Here is a 17,122-nt window from a genome sequence, read left to right on the forward strand (position 1 = left end):
GCGTGTTCTCGCAACTATGTTGCGTATAAGGGGCCTGGAGCCACCACTTGTTACGTCAGGTCCGGCGTGATGCGACCGGACCCGGCCTCGGGGCTGCTCGGCAGGAGGTGCGTGAGCACGATGAAGGTGTTGGTGGCCTTCACAAAGGACTCCGACCGGATCCGTTCGAGGACGTCCTCGAAGTGTGCGACGTCGAGCGCCCTGATGTGCAGGATCGCGTCTGCCCGGCCGGTGACCGTCACGGCCGACTGGATCTCGGGGTGAATGCGCACCACCTCCGCCAGCCGCCTGGGCGGCGCGGCGTCGTCACAGAACACCTCCACATAGGCCTCGGTGTGCCAGCCCAGGGCCGAGGGCTTCACCACCGTGGTGAATCCCGTGATCACCTCTTGCTCCCGCAGGCGGTCAACCCGGCGTTTCACGGCGGGCGCCGAGAGGCCGATCGACGCGCCGATCTCCCGCAGGCTCGCGCGCGCGTCGGCCATCAGCGCCGCGATGATCTTGCGGTCGAGTTCGTCCAGGTCAGCTCCGCGCCGGGACATGGCGTCATCTCCTCTCGCAGTTCGCGGCGATCCTGTCACCCCGCGCCCCGAGACGCGCGTGCGGGCTCCACCCTGCGAACGCGACGCGCCGACCTGGACACACTCTTCCCCGGCCTGCTGGACGGCGTCCTCGCGGCCGCGGAGCGCCAGGCCAGGCGCCTCGGCGACAGCTGACGCCGTCCCCGCGCGGCTGCGCCCGACGACCCGCAGGCTGCCGCGGACAGCGGCACAGCCCGCTCGATCACCCGGCCATGCCGTCTCCCGCCGCAGTCAACAGCCCCGGCCAGTCGGCGATCTTGACGGACCCTCGGCCGAGCGTCACGCCCAGCGCAGACTCCGCCGCCTCGATCGCCAGCCAGCCCGGCCACTGGACGGGGCTGTGTCCCGACTCCCGCAGCGCCGCCAGCGGATCGGCGGCGACCGGACGCAGGGCGAGCACCGCCGCGTCGTCGAGCAGTGAGGCCACCGTCTCCTTGGCGCACGGCCGGTTGGTGCCGATCACCCCGGTCGGTCCACGCTTGATCCATCCCGCCACATACTCCCCGGGGGACGGAACCCCGTCCCGCAGCACCCGGCCACCGTCGTGCGGCACTGTCCCGTGCCGTTCGTCGAACGGCAGCCCGGCCAGCGGCACGCCCCGGTAGCCGACCGCCCGCAGCACCAACTGCGCCGGGATCTCCTCGTACGCTCCGGTGCCCCGCACGCCGCCCTCGCCGTCCGGAACGGTGCGCTCGAACCGTACGGCCGCCACCCGGCCGGCGTCTTCGAGCAGCTCCACCGGGCGCAGGAAGAACCGCAGATGGATCCGGCGCTCCTGGCCGCGGGCGGGCTGCGCCGCCCAGCCGCGTACGACATCGAGATTGCGCCGGTTGACCGCGGGCAGGGCAGCGGCGGCCGAAGGGTCCGCGTACGCCGGGTCCAGGGCGAGATCGGCGGGCTCGACCACCACCTCGGCCGAGGGCAGCGCGCCGAGCTCCCGCAGTTCCTTGGTGGTGAACTTCGCCTGCGAGGGGCCGCGCCTGCCCACCATGTGCACCTCGCGAACCCGGCTCAGCCCGAGCGCGCCGAGCGCCGCCTGCGGCACATCGGTGGGGCGCAGCTCGTCCGCACCCCGGGCGAGGATGCGGGCGACATCCACGGCCACATTGCCGACGCCGATCACCACGGCCGAACTCGCCCCGAGCGCAAAGCCGTTGCCCGCCGCGTCGGGGTGTGCGCTGTACCAGGAGACGAAGTCGGTGGCCGAGTGGCTGCCGGGCAGATCCTCGCCCGGAATACCGAGCCTGCGGTCCCGGGCGGCCCCGACGCAGTACACGACCGCGTGGTAGAGCTCCAGGAGGCGTTCGGGACCGAGCCCGTGCGTGCCCACCTCCACATTGCCGATGAAGTCGATCCGTTCGTGTTCCAGCACGGTGCGCAGATTGTTCTGGAGGGACTTGATCTTCTCGTGGTCGGGCGCGACTCCGTAGCGCACGAGTCCGTAGGGGCAGGGGAGCCTGTCCAGTACGTGCACGCGCACGTCCGGTACCCGGCTCTGCTGGACGAGATCCTGCGCGGCGTAGACCCCGCTGGGTCCCGATCCGACGACGGCGACGCGAAGCACAGCTGCGCTCCTTCCCGCAGGGGGACTCCAGCATTGCACCGGCGTGCGCGGCTGGGGAGATGCCGCTGACGGGGTCCCTTGGGGCGACATGGCGCGCGTGCCGCCCCTGAGACTCATGATTTGCCTGGTTACGTGCTAATTGTGCAAGAAACTAGGTTTCTTAACGCTAATGATCAGTATGACCCGGGCGGGCCGGTGCCCTGCCCGCCCGTCTGGGAGCTCCAGGGGCAGGGCGTGGTCACCCACGGAGCGGGGCCCGCGCAGGCGCCGCACGAACCTCCCCCGCCCTGGTTCAACGTCCGGCTGACCTTTGCGGACGGCGCCTGGATCGACGTACTCGCCGTCGTCGACGGCGAGAGGCTCGCCATCGAGGATCTTCGGGCGGACCCGCCGCTGCCGCTGGAGAGCTTCGCGGTGCTCGCCGGCCGGATCGAGAACCCACTCGGGCACGCGTGCGGGGTGACAGCGCCCGGGCCGCCCGACGGCCCCGCGAGCTCGCCGGAACGGAACGCCGGTTCCGGGGGCACGTGGCCGCCGCGATCGGAGCCGCCGGAATGGGACGACGCCCCCGCCGACGCGCAGACGGTCGCGCCGGGATGGTACGCCGTCCCTGCGGTCGCGCCGGTATCGGATCTCGGCCTTGCGACCTCGCCGCGATCGGAAGCCGTCCCAGCAGCCGCTCAGGTATCGCACTTCGGCGCCACCGGCCCGCCCCGGTCAGCGGTGCCGGAATGGGACGACGCCCCCGCCGGGGCGCCACCGTCGGGCGACCCGCACGCGGGTGCTCCGCCGCCGGCCCGGCGGCGGGCGCGGCCGGCCATGCCGCGCGGCCGCGGTGGTCGACGGATCGCGGCCGATGCCTACCGAGCCGCGCAGCAGGACGGTCGCGACCCCGTGCTCGCGGTCATGGACGCGACCGGCCGCAGTCGCCGTAGGGCGCTGCGCCTCATCGCGGGCGCCCGCGACGAGGGCTACCTCCCGCCCCGCCGCAACCGCCGCCGGTCCAACCCCGCGCAGGCGCCCGTCACATCGAGCGCATCCGGTTGATCTCGCTGGTCTGCTGGGCGATCACATCGTTTGCCATCTCCTCGATCAGGACGTTGTTGCCCTCCGAGAGGACCTCCGTGGCCATGGTGAGCGCCCCCTGATGGTGAGTGATCATCAGCTTCAGGAAGAGTTCGTCGAACGCTTTGCCCTTCGCGGCGCGCAACTGCGCCAGTTGGGCCGCGGTGGCCATTCCCGGCATCGCCGACCCGCCGTGGTCGTGGCCGCCCTTCCCCTTCGCCCCGCCGTTGTTTTTCAGCCAGCCCTGCATCGCGCCCATCTCCGGCTTCTGCGCCGCGGCGATGCGCTCCGCCAGCCGTTTGACCTGCGTGGATCCCGCGCGACTGGGCGCCAGGGCGGCCATCTGAAGTGCCTGGCCGTGGTGCGTGATCATCATCTGTGCGTAGGAGAAGTCCGCCGAGTTGGGGGAGTCGTCGGGCGCGGCCTTCGCGGCCTCTTCCGCCGAGAGCGTCTTCGCCGGCTCGCCCGGTTTGCCCGGCGCCACCACTGACGGTCCGGTACCCCCCTTGGCCTTGGCGGGAGCGCCGGAGTCCGACTCGCAGGCGCCCAGGGCGAATAAGGCGGCAGTGACCGCGGCCAGGGCGACCGCCCCGCGGACACGTGCGGTCCTACGGCGGTTCAACACGGAGACCTCCTGGGGCACTTGGGGTGTCTGGGGACCGTCCTAGCATGCTTCCGCACGGTGGTGATCAAAAACTTTCATTACGGCTCTGTTGCCATCTGTTGAGATGAGCATGCAGAGGACGATACTGCCGAGGTCCGTGAACCGTTCGACTGCGAACGGATACAAGGGAGGACGCAGTGACCCTGTTGCACACCACCCGAGTGCGGCGCAGACGTCTGGGCGTGGCGGCAGCCGCGGCCGGACTCCTGGCCACTCTGCTGACGGCCGGACCCGCGGCCGCCACGCCGGACCCCGGGGACACCCCCGCCCGGGGCAAGGTCTTATCGGGACAGGCCGCCGAAACCAAGGCGGCCATCAAGGCCGGCGAGATACCCCCGGTGGACGCGGTCGTCCACAGCGACAACGTCGAACACCTCATCAACATCCCCAAGGACGCCCTCAAGGGCACCAACTCCGACCTGGCCTTCCAGGGCAAGTACGCCTACGCGGGCAATTACGACGGCTTCCGGATCTTCGACATCAGCAACCCGAGGGCCCCCGAGACCGTCGCGCAGGTCCTGTGTCCCGGGTCGCAGAACGATGTCTCCGTCTCCGGTGACCTGCTCTTCCTCTCCACCGACTCCTCGCGCAGCGACAACTCCTGCAACAGCACCACGCAGCCCGCGACGGAGAAGTCGTCCTGGGAGGGCATGAAGATCTTCGACATCAGCGACAAGCGCAACCCGAAGTACGTCGCCGCCGTCGAGACCTTCTGCGGTTCCCACACGCACACGCTGGTGCCGGAGCGCCGCAACGTCTACATCTACGTCTCCTCGTACTCGCCGAACGCGACCTTCCCGGACTGCCAGCCGCCGCACGACGGAATCTCCGTCATCAAGGTGCCGCGCAAGGCTCCCGAGAAGGCGGCGGTCGTGAACTTCCCGGTGCTCTTCCCGGGCGAGGGCCCGGACGGCGGCGGCAACCCGGGCTCGCCCACCAACCCGGGCGTCTCCAAGACCACCGGCTGCCACGACATCACGGTGCTCCCGTCCAAGGACCTGGCCGCCGGCGCCTGCATGGGTGACGGCATCCTGTTCGACATCAAGGACCCCGCGCATCCGAAGGTCATCGACCAGGTCCAGGACAATGTGAACTTCGCGTTCTGGCACTCGGCGACCTTCAACCAGAAGGCCAACAAGGTCGTCTTCACCGACGAGCTCGGCGGCGGCGGCGCGGCCACCTGCAACGCCACGGTCGGCCCGAACCGCGGCGCCGACGGCATCTACGACATCGTTGGCAGGGGCGACCACCGCAAGCTGGTCTTCCGCAGCTACTACAAGATCCCCCGCCATCAGGCGGACACCGAGAACTGCGTCGCCCACAACGGCTCGCTGATCCCGGTGAAGGGCCGCGACCTCATGGTCCAGGCCTGGTACCAGGGCGGCGTCTCGGTCTGGGACTTCACCGACTCCGCGAAGCCCAAGGAGATCGCCTACTTCGAGCGCGGCCCGCTGAGCGCGGACACGCTGGTGGGCGGCGGTGCCTGGTCGGCGTACTACTACAACGGCTACATCTACGCGAACGACATCGCCAAGGGCTTCGACGTGCTGAAGCTCGACGACCGGCGGACCAATCCGGCGAAGCGGGTGCGGCTGCACGAGCTCAATGTGCAGACCCAGCCCGACTACTTCGACCGCGACTGATCCAGAAGGTCCCGGGAATCCGGGGCCTCGATATTCGTTCCGCCGGGCGGCTCCCCGCCCGGCGGAACGCCGAGCTCCCAGTCCAGCCCGTACCGCTGGAACAGGTCCGCGCGCAGCCGGGCGCGCGGCATGGGCACCCCCGGCAGCAGAATGGCGAAGACCGCACCCATCAGCTGGGCCCGCAGCAGCGGATAGTCGGCGTCGACGTCAGGCGATCCGTACCGCTCCACCGTCTCGCGCAGCAGGGCGGCGAGCCGCTGCTGCTCCGGGCACTGCACAAATCCCTCGGCCTGCAGCACCCCGGACATGTGCGTCCGCATCAGTACGGGATGGTCGACCGCGAGCCCGAGGATGGCGTCGATCGCCCGCGCCAGCAGCTCCCGCCCGTCGTCGGTGCCGGGCTCGCGCTCCAGCGCCGCGGCCAGCGTGAGATGCATCAGCCGGTGCACGGCCGACTGCAGGAGCTGGCGTTTCCCCGGGAAGTAGTACGAGACAAGGCCGCGCGCCGAGCCCGCCCTGTCGGCGATGTCGGCCAGCGTCGTCGCCTCGTACCCGCGCTCTCCGACCAGCTCCACGGTCGCCTGCAGAAGCCGCTCCCGGGAACGCCGACGAAGCTCTTCATTGACCGATGCGCTCCGCGGGGACATGCTTGACTCCTGCGTTGACTGGCTCAGAGCCAATATACTCAGGGTGTCCCGCTGTACGGTCCTCAGGGCCTGGTCAGCGGGCGTGCTGCCCGAACCGGGCGACGCGGGGGATCGTCCGGTTCGGGTGGTTTTGTCATGCTTTCAGTGTGCCTCTGTGCATCGATTCGAAGCTCTGGCCCCCGTCCTCCAGTCAGCGAGTCCGGTCAGTCGATGAGCCCGAGCACCGGGCGCAGCCCCGCCGGACGCTCGTCCACCGGCAGATGGTCCACGAAATGGACGGCACACCCGAGATCCGCGGCCCCTGCGTCCGCGGTCCTGTCGTCGCCGACCATCAGGACCTCGCCCGGGGCCCGGCCAAGCGCCTCGCACGCCGCGCGGAAGAGCCGCACATCGGGCTTCTGCACACCGTGCTCGTACGACAGGGCATACGCGTCCACCCAGACGTCCAGGCCGTGGGCGCGGAAGACCGGCCGCGGATCCCAGCCGATATTGCTCACCACCGCGACACCCACACCCCGCTCCCGCAGTGTGCTCAGTACCTCTGCCGCATCGGGGTAGGGGCGCCAGGCGGCGGGCTTCATATGGCGTTCGTAGAGCGCGTCGTACAGACCTGGATCCGGCAGCTCCACCTGGCGGGCCAGACCGGTGTAGGCGGCCCGGTGCCGCTCCGCGCTCTCGTCGCGGGTCCGCCACAACTCGGCGAGGTGCGGCGGCATCCAGCGCGGGGACGAGCCGCCCGGAAGCGCGCCGGTATCCGCCAACTGATCGGCGTACCGGGCCAGTTCGGCCTGGGGCAGACTGCTGCCCCGCTCGTCCAGCACGGCGCGCAGCCAGTCCCGCACCGGTTCGATACGAAAGAGCGTTCCGGAGAAGTCGAAGAGCACACCCTTGATCGCCATGAGTACGATCCTTCCGGGCTCAGCGCTCCCGGTTCAAGACCACACGTTCGTACGCGGCGATCGACAGGGCAACCCAACAGGCGCCGATCAGCCAGCCGCCCAGCACGTCCGACGGCCAGTGCACGCCAAGGTAGAGCCGGGTGAGGCCCACACCGACGACGGAGACGGCCGCAGCCGCCACGCTCAGTCGCCAGAGCCACTTTCCCGCTTTGTACCGCCTGAGCAGCCACAGCAGCAGCCCGCAGGTGACCGTGGCGGTCACCGCATGGCCGGAGGGAAAGGCCGCGTAGTGGGCGGAGTCGACCGGATCCGGCCAGTGCGGCCGCTGCCTGCCGACGGCGGACTTCAGCCCCTGTTGGAGGAAGCTGCCCACCGCGCTCGTCGCAGCGACCCACACCGCGAGCAACCACTCCCGCTTCAGCAGCAGCCAGATGACGGCAGCGGCGGTCAGTGCACGCATCGTCCAGGGGTCCCACACCCAGTCGGTGAGCACCCGGTTCACCCGGGTGAGTGCCGGCTCGCGCACCGCCCAGTGGTGCAGCCCGTCCGCGACAGTGCGGTCGAAGGAGATGAGGGGGGAGAAGGGCACCGCCACCAGGATCAGCAGCGCGGCCGACAGAACAGCGAGCACCACGCACGTTCTGGCAGCCGCGGAGAGGGAAGGGCGCGGAGGCGGAGCGTGCGGCGCCGGTCGCGGTGGGTGCATGGGGGAGATCATTGCTGCCGAGCGTCAGGAATTGCTAGCCCAGCGCGCGCAGCCCCGGTCCGAAGGCCACCAGCAGCGGGACGACGGGCACCAGCGCGGCGGCCGCGGTCAGCACCAGCCGATGGCGCGGGGCCAGTCGGGGCGCCGGGGTCAGCAGCCGGTTCACCCGCTGCGGCAGCTGGGCGTCCGGAGTGGGGCAGGGGCCGAACACCCCGCGGTCCTCGTTGAGTTCGACCAGGGCAAGCGCGATCGTCAGCCGGCCGAAGCGCCTGGATGCGACATCGTCGGCGGCCAACTCGACCAGCCGGTGCATCTCGTCGCGGAACGCCGCGAAAACCGGGATCCGCGGAAAGCCGCCTGCGAGCGCGGCGGAACAGTGCAGCAGCCAGTCGTGCCGGGCCCGGGCGTGTCCCTGCTCGTGCGCCAGTACGGCATCGAGCTGGCGGCCCTTCAGACGCCGCAACGCGGCCGTGGTGATGACCAGTTGGGGTGCCGCTCCCGACAACCACCAGGCGTCCGGCCGCTTGCCCTCCAGGACGACAAGGGGCTCGCTGCCCGGCTCCTCGCCCGGCAGCCGCGGGGAGCGCACCAGAAGTTCCCTGCGCCGCTGCTTGCGCCGCACATGGGCCCGGTGGATCTCCTGGGTGAGCTTCGCGCCGGTCCACACGCCGCCGCAGGCCAGGATGACGGCGAGGACGGCGGCCCACGGCTCGTCCGCGCCGAGGGCGTAGGCCTCGACCACAGCATGCGGCGCGGGCGCGAAGACATGACCCCGTACGAGCTGCCAGGCGGCGGCCGCGCTGAATGTCATGGAGAGCCCGAAGCACAGCAACACGGCCGCCACGACGCACTGCCAGACCCACAGGGCAACCACGGGCTCGCGCTCCGGCCACTGCGCGCGCGCCACGAGCCGCGGGGCCACGACGGCGGCCAGTGCGCCGAGAAGCAGCAGCGCGAGGGAGACCCACATGGCGCCAGCCTATGAGCGCGGGTCTACTTGCGGGTATGGCCTTGCACGCCAAGTGACGTACGACACGGTTCGCTGCCGCTGTCAGCGTGGTGCTCAGAGAGCGAGCAGCATCGCCAGCATGGCGAGGCCCATGGCGAGCCGGCAGGCCGGCGCCAGCTCGGGGCGCGCGCCCCAGGAGACCGTCACCGCACCGCCCGCAGGGGAGGCCACGGGTACCAGCCGGACGCCCGAGCGCAGCACGTACACGGCGTAGTACGCAAGCAGCGCGCCGGTGAGCAGCGGGACCCCGGCGGCCGAGTGCCCGGCATGGACCCCACCGCCGGCGGTCATCGCCACCGCCATGTAGACCATCGCGAGCGAGCCCACGGCGTGGTGCAGATGGTGGCTGCCGCGGTGGGCGGGCCGCAGGGCGCGCAGGGCTGCCGCGCCGAAGACCGCCGCGTACACCACCCACCCCCAGCCGGGCAGCGCGAACACGGCCGCGGGCACCGCCATCACCGCCATCCCCAGGCTCATCAACGCCTCGCCGCCGGCCGCCGCGCGGGTCTCGCCGGAGCAACTGCGCATCCGCACCAGGCAGTACGCGGCCGTCGCCCCGCACAGCGTCACGAGCAACCAGCCGGACAGCGCGGGTCCGTGCACGGTGCACCTCCCCCTTCGGCGGTGTCGAGGGGTCGATGCCCGGCCGCCGCGGGGCTCACGCGAGCGCACGGGGGTGCAGGGGGAGCACGGGGCGTGGTGCGCGCGCGTGAACAGTGCTTCAGGGGCGGTGGCGCAGCGGATGGTCGGCGGGGACCTCGACAATCGCGATCCGGTGGCCGTCCGGGTCGGCGATCCACATTTCGATCAGCCCCCACGGCTCACGCCGGGGCGGCCGCAGCACCTCTACGTCCTGGCCCGCCAGCTCGGCGTGCACCGCGGCCGCGTCCGCCACCTGGAGCCACAGCTCGGGCCCGGTCGCCGCGGGTGCCTCCGAGCGCCCCGACACCTCGAGAAACCCGCCGCCCAGGAAGTAGACGGTGCCCCGCTCGGGGCCGGTCCCGAACTCGCGGTAGACCGGCAGGCCGAGTGTCTGCCCGTAGAACCGCCGGGACCGCTCGGGGTCGGTCGGGCGCAACAGGATCCGGCTGCTCAGTACATGCACCATAAGCAAACCCTAGGCCCGGCCGCCCGGGATAGTCTCGGGACACTTGTGCCGAGCCGAGATGGGAAAGCCGCACCATGGACACCGCACTGCCCCGGGACTCCGCCGCTCTCACCTACCGCGACGCCGTCGAGGCCGACGTCCCGGCGCTCGTCCCGCTGATCGACTCCGCGTACCGCGGCGACGCGAGCCGGACCGGGTGGACCAACGAGGCGGACATCCTCGAAGGGCAACGCACCGATCCGGAAAGCATCCGCGCGGTCATAACGGCCCCCTGCAGCACCCTCCTCGTCGTGGAGCGTGACGGTGAGGTGATCGCCTGCTGCCAGCTCGAACACCGCGGTGAGGCCGCCTACTTCGGCATGTTCGCGGTCCGCCCCGAACTGCAGGGCACAGGCTTCGGACGGCGGATCCTCGCCGAGGCCGAGCGCACCGCGCGCGAGCGCTGGAGTGTGCGCGAGATGCATATGACCGTGATCTCGGTCCGTGAGGAACTGATCGCCTGGTACGAGCGCCGCGGCTACCGCCGTACGGGAAAGATGAGCCCCTTCCCGTACGGCGAGGAGCGCGTCGGCATCCCGCAGCGCGACGATCTGGCCTTCGAGCTCCTGGTGAAGGAGCTGTAGGACTCCGCAGGACCCCTATGTAAGGACGGCAGCGAGACCGCTCAGGCGGTGAAACGGCCGGTGCGCCGGATCTCGGGGAAGTCGGTGGTCGCGCCGTCCAGCTCAAGGGCGCGCACCAGCCGCAGATGCTCCTGGGTGTTCACCACCCAGCCGATGACCTGCAGCCCCTCGCCGTGCGCGTGCTCGACGGTCTCCAGAGTCAGCCTCCGGATGTTCAGCGCGAGCGACGCGGCGCCGACCGCCTTCGCCCGGTCCACGATGTCGGCGCCCCAGCGGCTGGCGATGAGCACCGTCCGTGCCCCCGGAACCAGCTTGGCGATCTCGGCGATCGCGTCGTCGTGGAAGGACGACACCTCGACGCGGTGGGCGAGATCGCGGCGAAGCATCACCTCGGCGAGCACCCGCGCCGCGGCCACGTCCTTGATCTCCGCCTGGAGGGGCGCCCGCACCGCGTCCAGTACCTCCTCGAAGACCGGCACCCGCTCGCCGTCCCCGGCGTCGAGCTCCCGCAGCTCGGCGAGGGTCTTGTCGGCGATGGGGCCGGTTCCGTCGGTCGTGCGGTCCACGTCGGCGTCGTGCATGACGGCGAGTGCGCCGTCCTTGCTCAGGTGAAGATCCAGTTCGATGGCGTCCATGCCGGACTGTTCGGCCCGGACGAAGGAGCGCAGGGTGTTCTCCGGCTCGACGCCCATGACCCCGCGATGACCGATGGTGAGGAAAGTCAAGATTCTCTCGCTTCCGTCGACGGCGGCTCCCGCGCGGCGCATCCCGGCAGCCGCACGGCAAGCACGCAGCCTAACGGCCTGCCTCCGTGATGGAACCGGTCTCGCGCGGCGGAGTGGAGTGGTCCGCTCTGGCTCCCGCGATCCCCAGGACGAAACCGGTGATCAGGGCTGCGACAAGGACGGCACGGGTGCTCACGCGGCAGGCTCCGGGGCGATTTTGGCGAGATACGGCCCCTCCCGTCCTACCGGTGGCGGGCCGCCCGTCGCGAACCGCGTCACCCGCCAGTGGGCGCGTCCCGCGCGGCTTGACGCGATGCCGAGCCCGCCCCGCCGAGCCTCGCCACGTACCCCTTCATCGGTATGGACCGCCGCAGACCGTAAAACCTTCGGCGATCATGGGGGTGGCGCAGGATAATTTCCCAAGGTTCTACTTGTACGGAAGAACCACTGACATATACGGTGTCTTGACGCGAGGTTCTCCTGTGGAGGAAGTGACATGACGGAAATTCTTGTGCGGGACGCTGCCGAAGGGCGCATATCCCACCCTGCACCGGTGATCGAGCACCCGGCCTGGCCGAAGCTCAAGAATGCCGTCGAGGAGATCCGGCCCTGGCAGTCCAAGGACGGCTCCATCGACCTCGACGCCGAGGGCGCTCCCGCGCGCGTCACGGTCGAGGCGGCGCTCGACCGCGTGCTCGACGGCGTGGAGGAGCTCTCCCCGCTGGTCCCGCACGACGCCGCATACCACCGAGCGCTCGTCGCCGATCTGCACAAGTGGGCCGACAGCGGTTTCGGTGTCCCCGACTTCCTCGACTCGCTGCTGGCCTTCCAGCCCGCGGCCTCACGCGCCGACGGACTGCAGCATCTGGTCCTCTTCCCCATGTACACACAGAACGGCAACCCGGACCGCAACCTCGAAGCGGTTGTGCTGCGCATGGTCTGGCCCGAGTGGCTCGCCGAGCTCGAGCGCACCCGCTACGACAACCCCCTCTTCTGCGGCATCACCTTCGAGGACTTCACCGCCGGCTACGACACCAACTCCGCGGTGCTCTTCCCCGAGACCATCGCCGTGCGCGAGGCCCCCGAGCGCTTCAGCTGGGGCGGCATCTTCTGCGACCGTGAAGCTGCCCGGTTCCGCGCCGTCACCAGCGAGGCCGTGAGGACCCTCGGCCTCGAACTGCCCGACGACATCCGCGAGATGGTCGGCGATCAGGAGCGCTGCCAGCAGGCGTTCGTGCTCTGGGACATGGTCCACGACCGCACCCACAGCCATGGCGACCTGCCCTTCGACCCGTTCATGATCAAGCAGCGCCAGCCGTTCTGGATGTACGGGCTCGAGGAGCTGCGCTGCGACCTCACCGCCTTCAAGGAGGCCGTGAAGCTGGAGGCCGAAGGCAACCAGCACGGCCGCGATGTGCAGTACGCGGTGCTGTTCGACCGGATGTTCCGCTTCCCGGTCACCGGTGACCGGGTGCGCAACTACGACGGCCTCGGCGGCCAGCTGCTCTTCGCGTACCTCCACAAGCACGATGTGGTGCGCTGGACCGACAACACGCTGCAGATCGACTGGGACCGCGCGCCGCAGGTCACCAACCAGCTCTGCGCCGAGATCGAGAAGCTCTACAAGGACGGCATCGACCGTCCCAAGCTCGTGCACTGGTTCGCGGCGTACGACCTGGTCTCGAGCTACCTCGCACCGCACCCCGGATCCCGCTGGGCCAAGGGCCCCGACGCCCTCGATCTGGCACAGCCTCCGCGCAAGCTCGTCGACGACGTGCTTCCCGACGAGTTTCCGCTCAGCATGTTCTATGAGGCGCTCTCCAAGAAGCTGAAGGGTGTGATCGCCTCCACCAAGGGGATCACTGCGGCGGGCGCCGAGCGGATCGCCGCGTGAGCGCTCGTACGGAGGAGACTGGGACCATGAACAGAAACGGCAACGGGCCGCTCGACGGTGCCGTCGTGGCGGTCGCCGGAGCGGCGGGCCCGGCCGGCCGCGCCAGCTTGCTGCGGCTGGCGGAGGCCGGCGCGACAGTGGTCGCCTCCGACGCGGACGCGGAGCGTCTTGCCGAGGCGGTCGACGCCGCACGGTACGCACACGGCGGGGCGACCGTCACCGGCGACACCGTCGACCTGCTCGATCTCGACGCCACAAAGGAGTGGGCGGTCAAGACCGAGAAGGAGTTCGGCAGGATCGACGGACTGGTCCATCTCGTCGGCGGCTGGCGCGGCAGCGCCTCCTTCGTCGAGACCAATCTCTCCGACTGGGTGCTGCTCGAGAAGCTGCTGATCCGTACGGTCCAGCACACTTCGCTCGCCTTCCACGACGGGCTGCTGCGCAGCGACCGGGGTCGCTTTGTGCTGGTCAGCGCCGCGGGTGCGAGCAAGCCCACGGCCGGCAACGCCGCGTACGCCGCATCCAAGGCGGCGGCGGAGGCCTGGACGCTCGCACTGGCCGACGCTTTCCGCAAGGCGGGGGGCGAAGAGGGTCCCAAGGCCGCGGCTGCCATCCTGGTCGTCAAGGCACTGGTGCACGACGCCATGCGCGCCGAGCGCCCGAATGCGAAGTTCGCGGGCTTCACAGACGTCAAGGAACTGGCCGAGGCCGTTGCCGGAGTCTGGGACCGGTCCGCCCGGGAAGCGAATGGACAGCGTCTGTGGCTGACCCCCAAACCGTGAAGACCGACGCCCGGCGCCACCATGACCCCGAGGTACGCGGCTTCGCGAGCGACAATTACGCGGGCGCCCACCCCGAGGTCCTCGCGGCGCTCGCCCTCGCCAACGGCGGTCACCAGGTCGCCTACGGCGGGGATGCGTACACGGAGCACCTTCAGCGGGTCATGCACAGCCACTTCGGGGCCACGGCGGAGACCTTCCCGGTCTTCAACGGCACCGGCGCGAATGTCACCGCGCTCCAGGCGCTCACGGACCGCTGGGGTGCGGTGATCTGTGCCGAATCGGCGCACATCAACGTCGACGAGGGCGGCGCGCCGGAGCGCATGGGCGGGCTGAAGCTGCTGACGGTGCCGACGCCGGACGGCAAGCTCACACCCGAGCTCATCGACCGGCAGGCGTGGGGCTGGGAGGACGAGCACCGGGCTATGCCGCAGGTCGTCTCGATCGCTCAGAACACCGAGCTGGGCACGGTCTACACGCCGGCCGAGATCCGGGCGATCGTCGAGCACGCCCACGAGCGCGGCATGAAGGTCCATCTGGACGGGGCCCGGATATCCAACGCCGCGGCGTCGCTGGATGCCCCCATGCGGGCGTTCACCAACGCCGTCGGCGTCGATGTGATCACCTTCGGTGGCACCAAGAACGGCATGCTGTTCGGCGAGGCCGTCGTCGTCCTCAACCCGGACGCGGTGAGCCATATGAAGCATCTGCGCAAGCTGTCGATGCAGCTCGCCTCCAAGATGCGTTTCGTGTCGGTGCAGTTGGAGGCGCTGCTGGCGCGCGACCTGTGGCTGCGCAACGCGCGGCACGCCAACACCATGGCCCAGCGTCTCGCCGCCGGCGTGCGCGCGGTCGACGGCGTGGAGATCCTCTATCCCGTCCAGGCCAATGCCGTCTTCGCCCGTCTGCCGCACGATGTGAGCGCCCGGCTGCAGAAGCGCTTCCGCTTCTACTTCTGGGACGAGGCCGCCGGCGACGTCCGCTGGATGTGCTCCTTCGACACCACCGAGGACGACGTCGACGCCTTCGTGCAGGCGCTGAAGGAAGAAATGGCGCACTAGCCTGCTCTGCGAATGCATAAGTATGTGGCCGATCGGAAAGTGATTGACTTCCGGTCGGCCGCTTCCTTAGGGTCGACAGGCATGGAACTGATCCAACAGGTGCCTGAACTGTCCGCGTACCTCGTGGCCGACGAGGTCATCGACCATGAGCGCCCGCTCGTGCGCAGGACGGCCGCCCGTCTTCGTGTCGAAGCGGGTGATGCATACTCATACGCCGAGGCGGCCTTCGAGTTCGTACGGGACACCATCCCGCACTCGCACGACGCGGGTGACATGCGGGTCACCTGGCGCGCCTCCGACGTGCTGGAGCAGCGGACCGGCATCTGCTACGCCAAGTCCCATGCGCTGACCGCGCTGTTGCGTGCGGGAGGTATCCCCGCCGCCCTGTGCTATCAGCGGCTGGATGGTGTGGTCCACGGGCTCGTCGCCCTCAGGCTGCCGGGGCGGGAGCGTTGGTCGCGGCAGGATCCCCGTGGCGGTGAGCCCGGAGCCGGTGCGCAGTTCTCGCTCGACGAGGAGCGGCTGGCCTTTCCCGTACAGCCGGAGTCCAATGATGTGGACTATCCGGTAGCATATGCTGCACCGCACCTGATGGTGCTGCATGCGCTGCAGAGTGCGTCGGACCGGGAGTCGCTCTGGCTCCACCTCCCCACCGAACTGTGAGGCATCCCCGGCCATGACACTCACGATCACCGTCTCCGACCAGGTCAGGGCCATCGCACCCGGCTTCGTCCACTTGGCCGTCGAGGCACGCGGCCTGCTCAACGGGCCCAGCAGCGACGACAGTTCGGCCCTGCTGGACAGTGCCGCCCGCCGGCTCGCCGAGCGGCTGGAGGGCCGCGCCCCTCACGAGGACCCGCACATTGCCGCCTGGCGGGAGGCGTACGCGGCCTTCGGCGCCAAGCCCTCCCGTACGCGCAACTCCGCCGAGGCGCTGGCCAAGCGCGCGCTCGCGGACGGCGGACTGCCGCGCATCAATGTGCTGGTCGACCTCTACAACGCGATCAGCGTGGCCCATCTGATCCCGGTCGGCGGCGAGGACACCGACCACATCAGGGGCGGGATGAGGCTCGTGCGCGCCACCGGCGACGAGCTGTTCGGCACCGTCGCGGGCGGCGAGGCGAGCGTGGAGCACCCGGAGCCGGGTGAGGTCGTCTGGCGCGACGACGAGGGCGTCACCTGCCGCCGCTGGAACTGGCGTCAGGGTGTACGGACCCGGCTCACCGAGCAGTCCGTCAACGCGCTCTTCCTGCTGGAGGCGCTGGCCCCGACCACGACCGGCGAGCTCGAGGCCGCGGCCGCCGAACTCGCCGAGTGGCTGGAGAAGTTGAGCCCGGGGGCGCAGATCACCGTCCACCCGCCCCGGTAACCGGTGTGACGTTTAGGTCCTGTCCGCCTAGCCGGCCTCGCGGACCTCGGCCGGAGTCGGCGCCGTACCCCCGAGGTGCGCGGGCACCCACCAGGTGTCGCTCGCGTCCTTGGGGCGTACGGGATAGGCGCGCTGCGCGGCTTCGAGCAGCTCCTGCACCCGCTCGCGCAGCCGCCGCGTGATCGCGCCCGCGTACTGGTCGTTGGGTGCCTCGACCGGTGCGCCGACGCGGATCGTCACCGGGATGTGGCTGCGCCTGAAGTTGCGCGGGCGGCCCTTGGTCCAGATCCGCTGGGTGCCCCACAGGGCCATCGGGATAAGCGGTACACCGGCCTCCTGGGCAAGGCGTGCCGCACCCGACTTGAAGGACTTGAGCGTGAACGACTGCGAGATCGTCGCCTCCGGGAAGACCCCGATGATCTCGCCCGAGCGCAGCGACTCGAGCGCGTGCGCGTACGCCGTCTCACCCTGCGTGCGGTCCACCGGGATGTGCTTCATTCCGCGCATCAGCGGGCCGGAGATCTTGTGCCGGAAGACCGACTCCTTCGCCATGAAGCGCACCAGGCGCTTCTGGGGGAGCGCCGCGAGTCCGGTGAAGATGAAGTCCAGATAGCTGATGTGGTTACTGACGAGCACAGCGCCGCCCGAGCGCGGGATGTTCTCCGAACCCTGAGTGTCGATCTTCAGGTCCAGCGCCTTGAACATGGTTCGAGCGGCGCCGATGACCGGCCGATAGACGAGCTCTGCCATCTGGAGAAGACCCTTCTGTTGTGCGCCCGGGAAGG

General features: G+C 70.1%; 20 protein-coding genes and 1 pseudogene. 9 read left to right on the plus strand and 12 right to left on the minus strand.

The genetic code is table 11. From position 1 onward, the window contains the following. Positions 1 to 50: 50 nt before the first annotated feature. Positions 51 to 542 (minus strand): Lrp/AsnC family transcriptional regulator, encoded by a 492-nt coding sequence (locus tag OG729_RS34520; protein WP_360870993.1) that lies wholly within the window; start codon positions 540 to 542, stop codon positions 51 to 53. 81 nt (positions 543 to 623) lie between these two features. Here OG729_RS34520 and OG729_RS34525 point away from each other — a divergent pair. Beyond that, positions 624 to 716 (plus strand): annotated as a pseudogene (locus OG729_RS34525) (transcriptional regulator); the annotation flags it as partial. Between the two features lie 67 nt (positions 717 to 783). Here the strand turns inward: OG729_RS34525 and OG729_RS34530 are convergent. Next, positions 784 to 2,145, minus strand: a complete 1,362-nt coding sequence (locus OG729_RS34530) for an FAD-dependent oxidoreductase (RefSeq protein WP_405809868.1) — start codon at positions 2,143 to 2,145, stop codon at positions 784 to 786. Positions 2,146 to 2,379: 234 nt separating this feature from the next. On the opposite strand from OG729_RS34530, the gene OG729_RS34535 reads away from it, so the two are divergent. After that, the gene (locus OG729_RS34535; RefSeq protein WP_405809869.1) at positions 2,380 to 3,192 is read left to right on the plus strand and encodes a DUF6214 family protein; all 813 of its coding nucleotides are present in this window, start codon (positions 2,380 to 2,382) and stop codon (positions 3,190 to 3,192) included. Here the strand turns inward: OG729_RS34535 and OG729_RS34540 are convergent. Then, positions 3,170 to 3,835, minus strand: coding sequence for a DUF305 domain-containing protein (locus tag OG729_RS34540; protein ID WP_360883795.1), 666 nt, complete (start codon positions 3,833 to 3,835; stop codon positions 3,170 to 3,172). The genes OG729_RS34535 and OG729_RS34540 overlap by 23 nt on opposite strands. A 176-nt stretch (positions 3,836 to 4,011) precedes the next feature. Here OG729_RS34540 and OG729_RS34545 point away from each other — a divergent pair, with 176 nt between their 5' ends. Next, positions 4,012 to 5,517, plus strand: coding sequence for a hypothetical protein (locus OG729_RS34545; RefSeq protein WP_360883793.1), 1,506 nt, complete (start codon positions 4,012 to 4,014; stop codon positions 5,515 to 5,517). Here the strand turns inward: OG729_RS34545 and OG729_RS34550 are convergent. The 6 genes from OG729_RS34550 to OG729_RS34575 all read right to left on the minus strand — a co-directional run bounded on the left by OG729_RS34550 (position 5,499) and on the right by OG729_RS34575 (position 9,886). Next, entirely contained in the window at positions 5,499 to 6,164 is a 666-nt protein-coding gene (locus OG729_RS34550) for a TetR/AcrR family transcriptional regulator (RefSeq protein WP_405809870.1), read from the minus strand. The genes OG729_RS34545 and OG729_RS34550 overlap by 19 nt on opposite strands. Before the next feature lie 203 nt (positions 6,165 to 6,367). Continuing rightward, positions 6,368 to 7,063: an HAD-IA family hydrolase gene (locus OG729_RS34555; RefSeq protein ID WP_360883787.1), complete on the minus strand. Its 696-nt coding sequence runs from the start codon at positions 7,061 to 7,063 to the stop codon at positions 6,368 to 6,370. Between the two features lie 19 nt (positions 7,064 to 7,082). After that, positions 7,083 to 7,694 (minus strand): phosphatase PAP2 family protein, encoded by a 612-nt coding sequence (locus OG729_RS34560; RefSeq protein ID WP_405809872.1) that lies wholly within the window; start codon positions 7,692 to 7,694, stop codon positions 7,083 to 7,085. 109 nt (positions 7,695 to 7,803) lie between these two features. Beyond that, entirely contained in the window at positions 7,804 to 8,739 is a 936-nt protein-coding gene (locus tag OG729_RS34565; protein WP_405809873.1) for a M56 family metallopeptidase, read from the minus strand. Between the two features lie 93 nt (positions 8,740 to 8,832). Then, entirely contained in the window at positions 8,833 to 9,381 is a 549-nt protein-coding gene (locus tag OG729_RS34570; RefSeq protein ID WP_360883779.1) for a DUF5134 domain-containing protein, read from the minus strand. Positions 9,382 to 9,499: 118 nt separating this feature from the next. Further along, a complete protein-coding gene (locus tag OG729_RS34575) occupies positions 9,500 to 9,886 on the minus strand; it encodes a VOC family protein (RefSeq protein ID WP_360883776.1) in 387 nt (128 codons plus the stop codon). Between the two features lie 74 nt (positions 9,887 to 9,960). On the opposite strand from OG729_RS34575, the gene OG729_RS34580 reads away from it, so the two are divergent. Then, on the plus strand, positions 9,961 to 10,509 hold the full coding sequence (locus OG729_RS34580; protein ID WP_405809875.1) for a GNAT family N-acetyltransferase: 549 nt from the start codon (positions 9,961 to 9,963) through the stop codon (positions 10,507 to 10,509). Positions 10,510 to 10,550: 41 nt separating this feature from the next. On the opposite strand, the gene OG729_RS34585 is transcribed toward OG729_RS34580, so the two are convergent. Together OG729_RS34585 and OG729_RS34590 are read right to left on the minus strand one after the other, a co-directional pair. Continuing rightward, positions 10,551 to 11,201 carry a glycerophosphodiester phosphodiesterase family protein gene (locus OG729_RS34585; RefSeq protein ID WP_360883803.1) on the minus strand — a complete coding sequence of 217 codons (651 nt, stop codon included), beginning with the start codon at positions 11,199 to 11,201 and terminating at the stop codon, positions 10,551 to 10,553. Between the two features lie 103 nt (positions 11,202 to 11,304). Continuing rightward, positions 11,305 to 11,430: a hypothetical protein gene (locus OG729_RS34590; protein ID WP_360883770.1), complete on the minus strand. Its 126-nt coding sequence runs from the start codon at positions 11,428 to 11,430 to the stop codon at positions 11,305 to 11,307. Between the two features lie 300 nt (positions 11,431 to 11,730). Here OG729_RS34590 and OG729_RS34595 point away from each other — a divergent pair, with 300 nt between their 5' ends. The 5 genes from OG729_RS34595 (at position 11,731) to OG729_RS34615 (ending at position 16,337) form a co-directional block, all read left to right on the plus strand. After that, on the plus strand, positions 11,731 to 13,128 hold the full coding sequence (locus tag OG729_RS34595; RefSeq protein WP_360883767.1) for a DUF6421 family protein: 1,398 nt from the start codon (positions 11,731 to 11,733) through the stop codon (positions 13,126 to 13,128). Positions 13,129 to 13,154: 26 nt separating this feature from the next. Next, positions 13,155 to 13,910, plus strand: a complete 756-nt coding sequence (locus tag OG729_RS34600; RefSeq protein ID WP_405809877.1) for an SDR family NAD(P)-dependent oxidoreductase — start codon at positions 13,155 to 13,157, stop codon at positions 13,908 to 13,910. Further along, complete coding sequence (locus OG729_RS34605; RefSeq protein ID WP_360883761.1) at positions 13,889 to 14,968, plus strand: low specificity L-threonine aldolase; 1,080 nt, start codon at positions 13,889 to 13,891, stop codon at positions 14,966 to 14,968. The genes OG729_RS34600 and OG729_RS34605 overlap by 22 nt, the downstream gene beginning before the upstream one ends. An 81-nt stretch (positions 14,969 to 15,049) precedes the next feature. After that, the gene (locus tag OG729_RS34610; protein WP_405809878.1) at positions 15,050 to 15,631 is read left to right on the plus strand and encodes a transglutaminase family protein; all 582 of its coding nucleotides are present in this window, start codon (positions 15,050 to 15,052) and stop codon (positions 15,629 to 15,631) included. Between the two features lie 13 nt (positions 15,632 to 15,644). Next, positions 15,645 to 16,337: a B3/4 domain-containing protein gene (locus OG729_RS34615; protein WP_405809879.1), complete on the plus strand. Its 693-nt coding sequence runs from the start codon at positions 15,645 to 15,647 to the stop codon at positions 16,335 to 16,337. 27 nt (positions 16,338 to 16,364) lie between these two features. On the opposite strand, the gene OG729_RS34620 is transcribed toward OG729_RS34615, so the two are convergent. Continuing rightward, on the minus strand, positions 16,365 to 17,087 hold the full coding sequence (locus OG729_RS34620; RefSeq protein ID WP_360883753.1) for a lysophospholipid acyltransferase family protein: 723 nt from the start codon (positions 17,085 to 17,087) through the stop codon (positions 16,365 to 16,367). Positions 17,088 to 17,122 lie beyond the last annotated feature (35 nt).

It is taken from the genome of Streptomyces sp. NBC_00210, from assembly GCF_045160975.1.
In the GTDB taxonomy this organism is placed as follows: domain Bacteria; phylum Actinomycetota; class Actinomycetes; order Streptomycetales; family Streptomycetaceae; genus Streptomyces.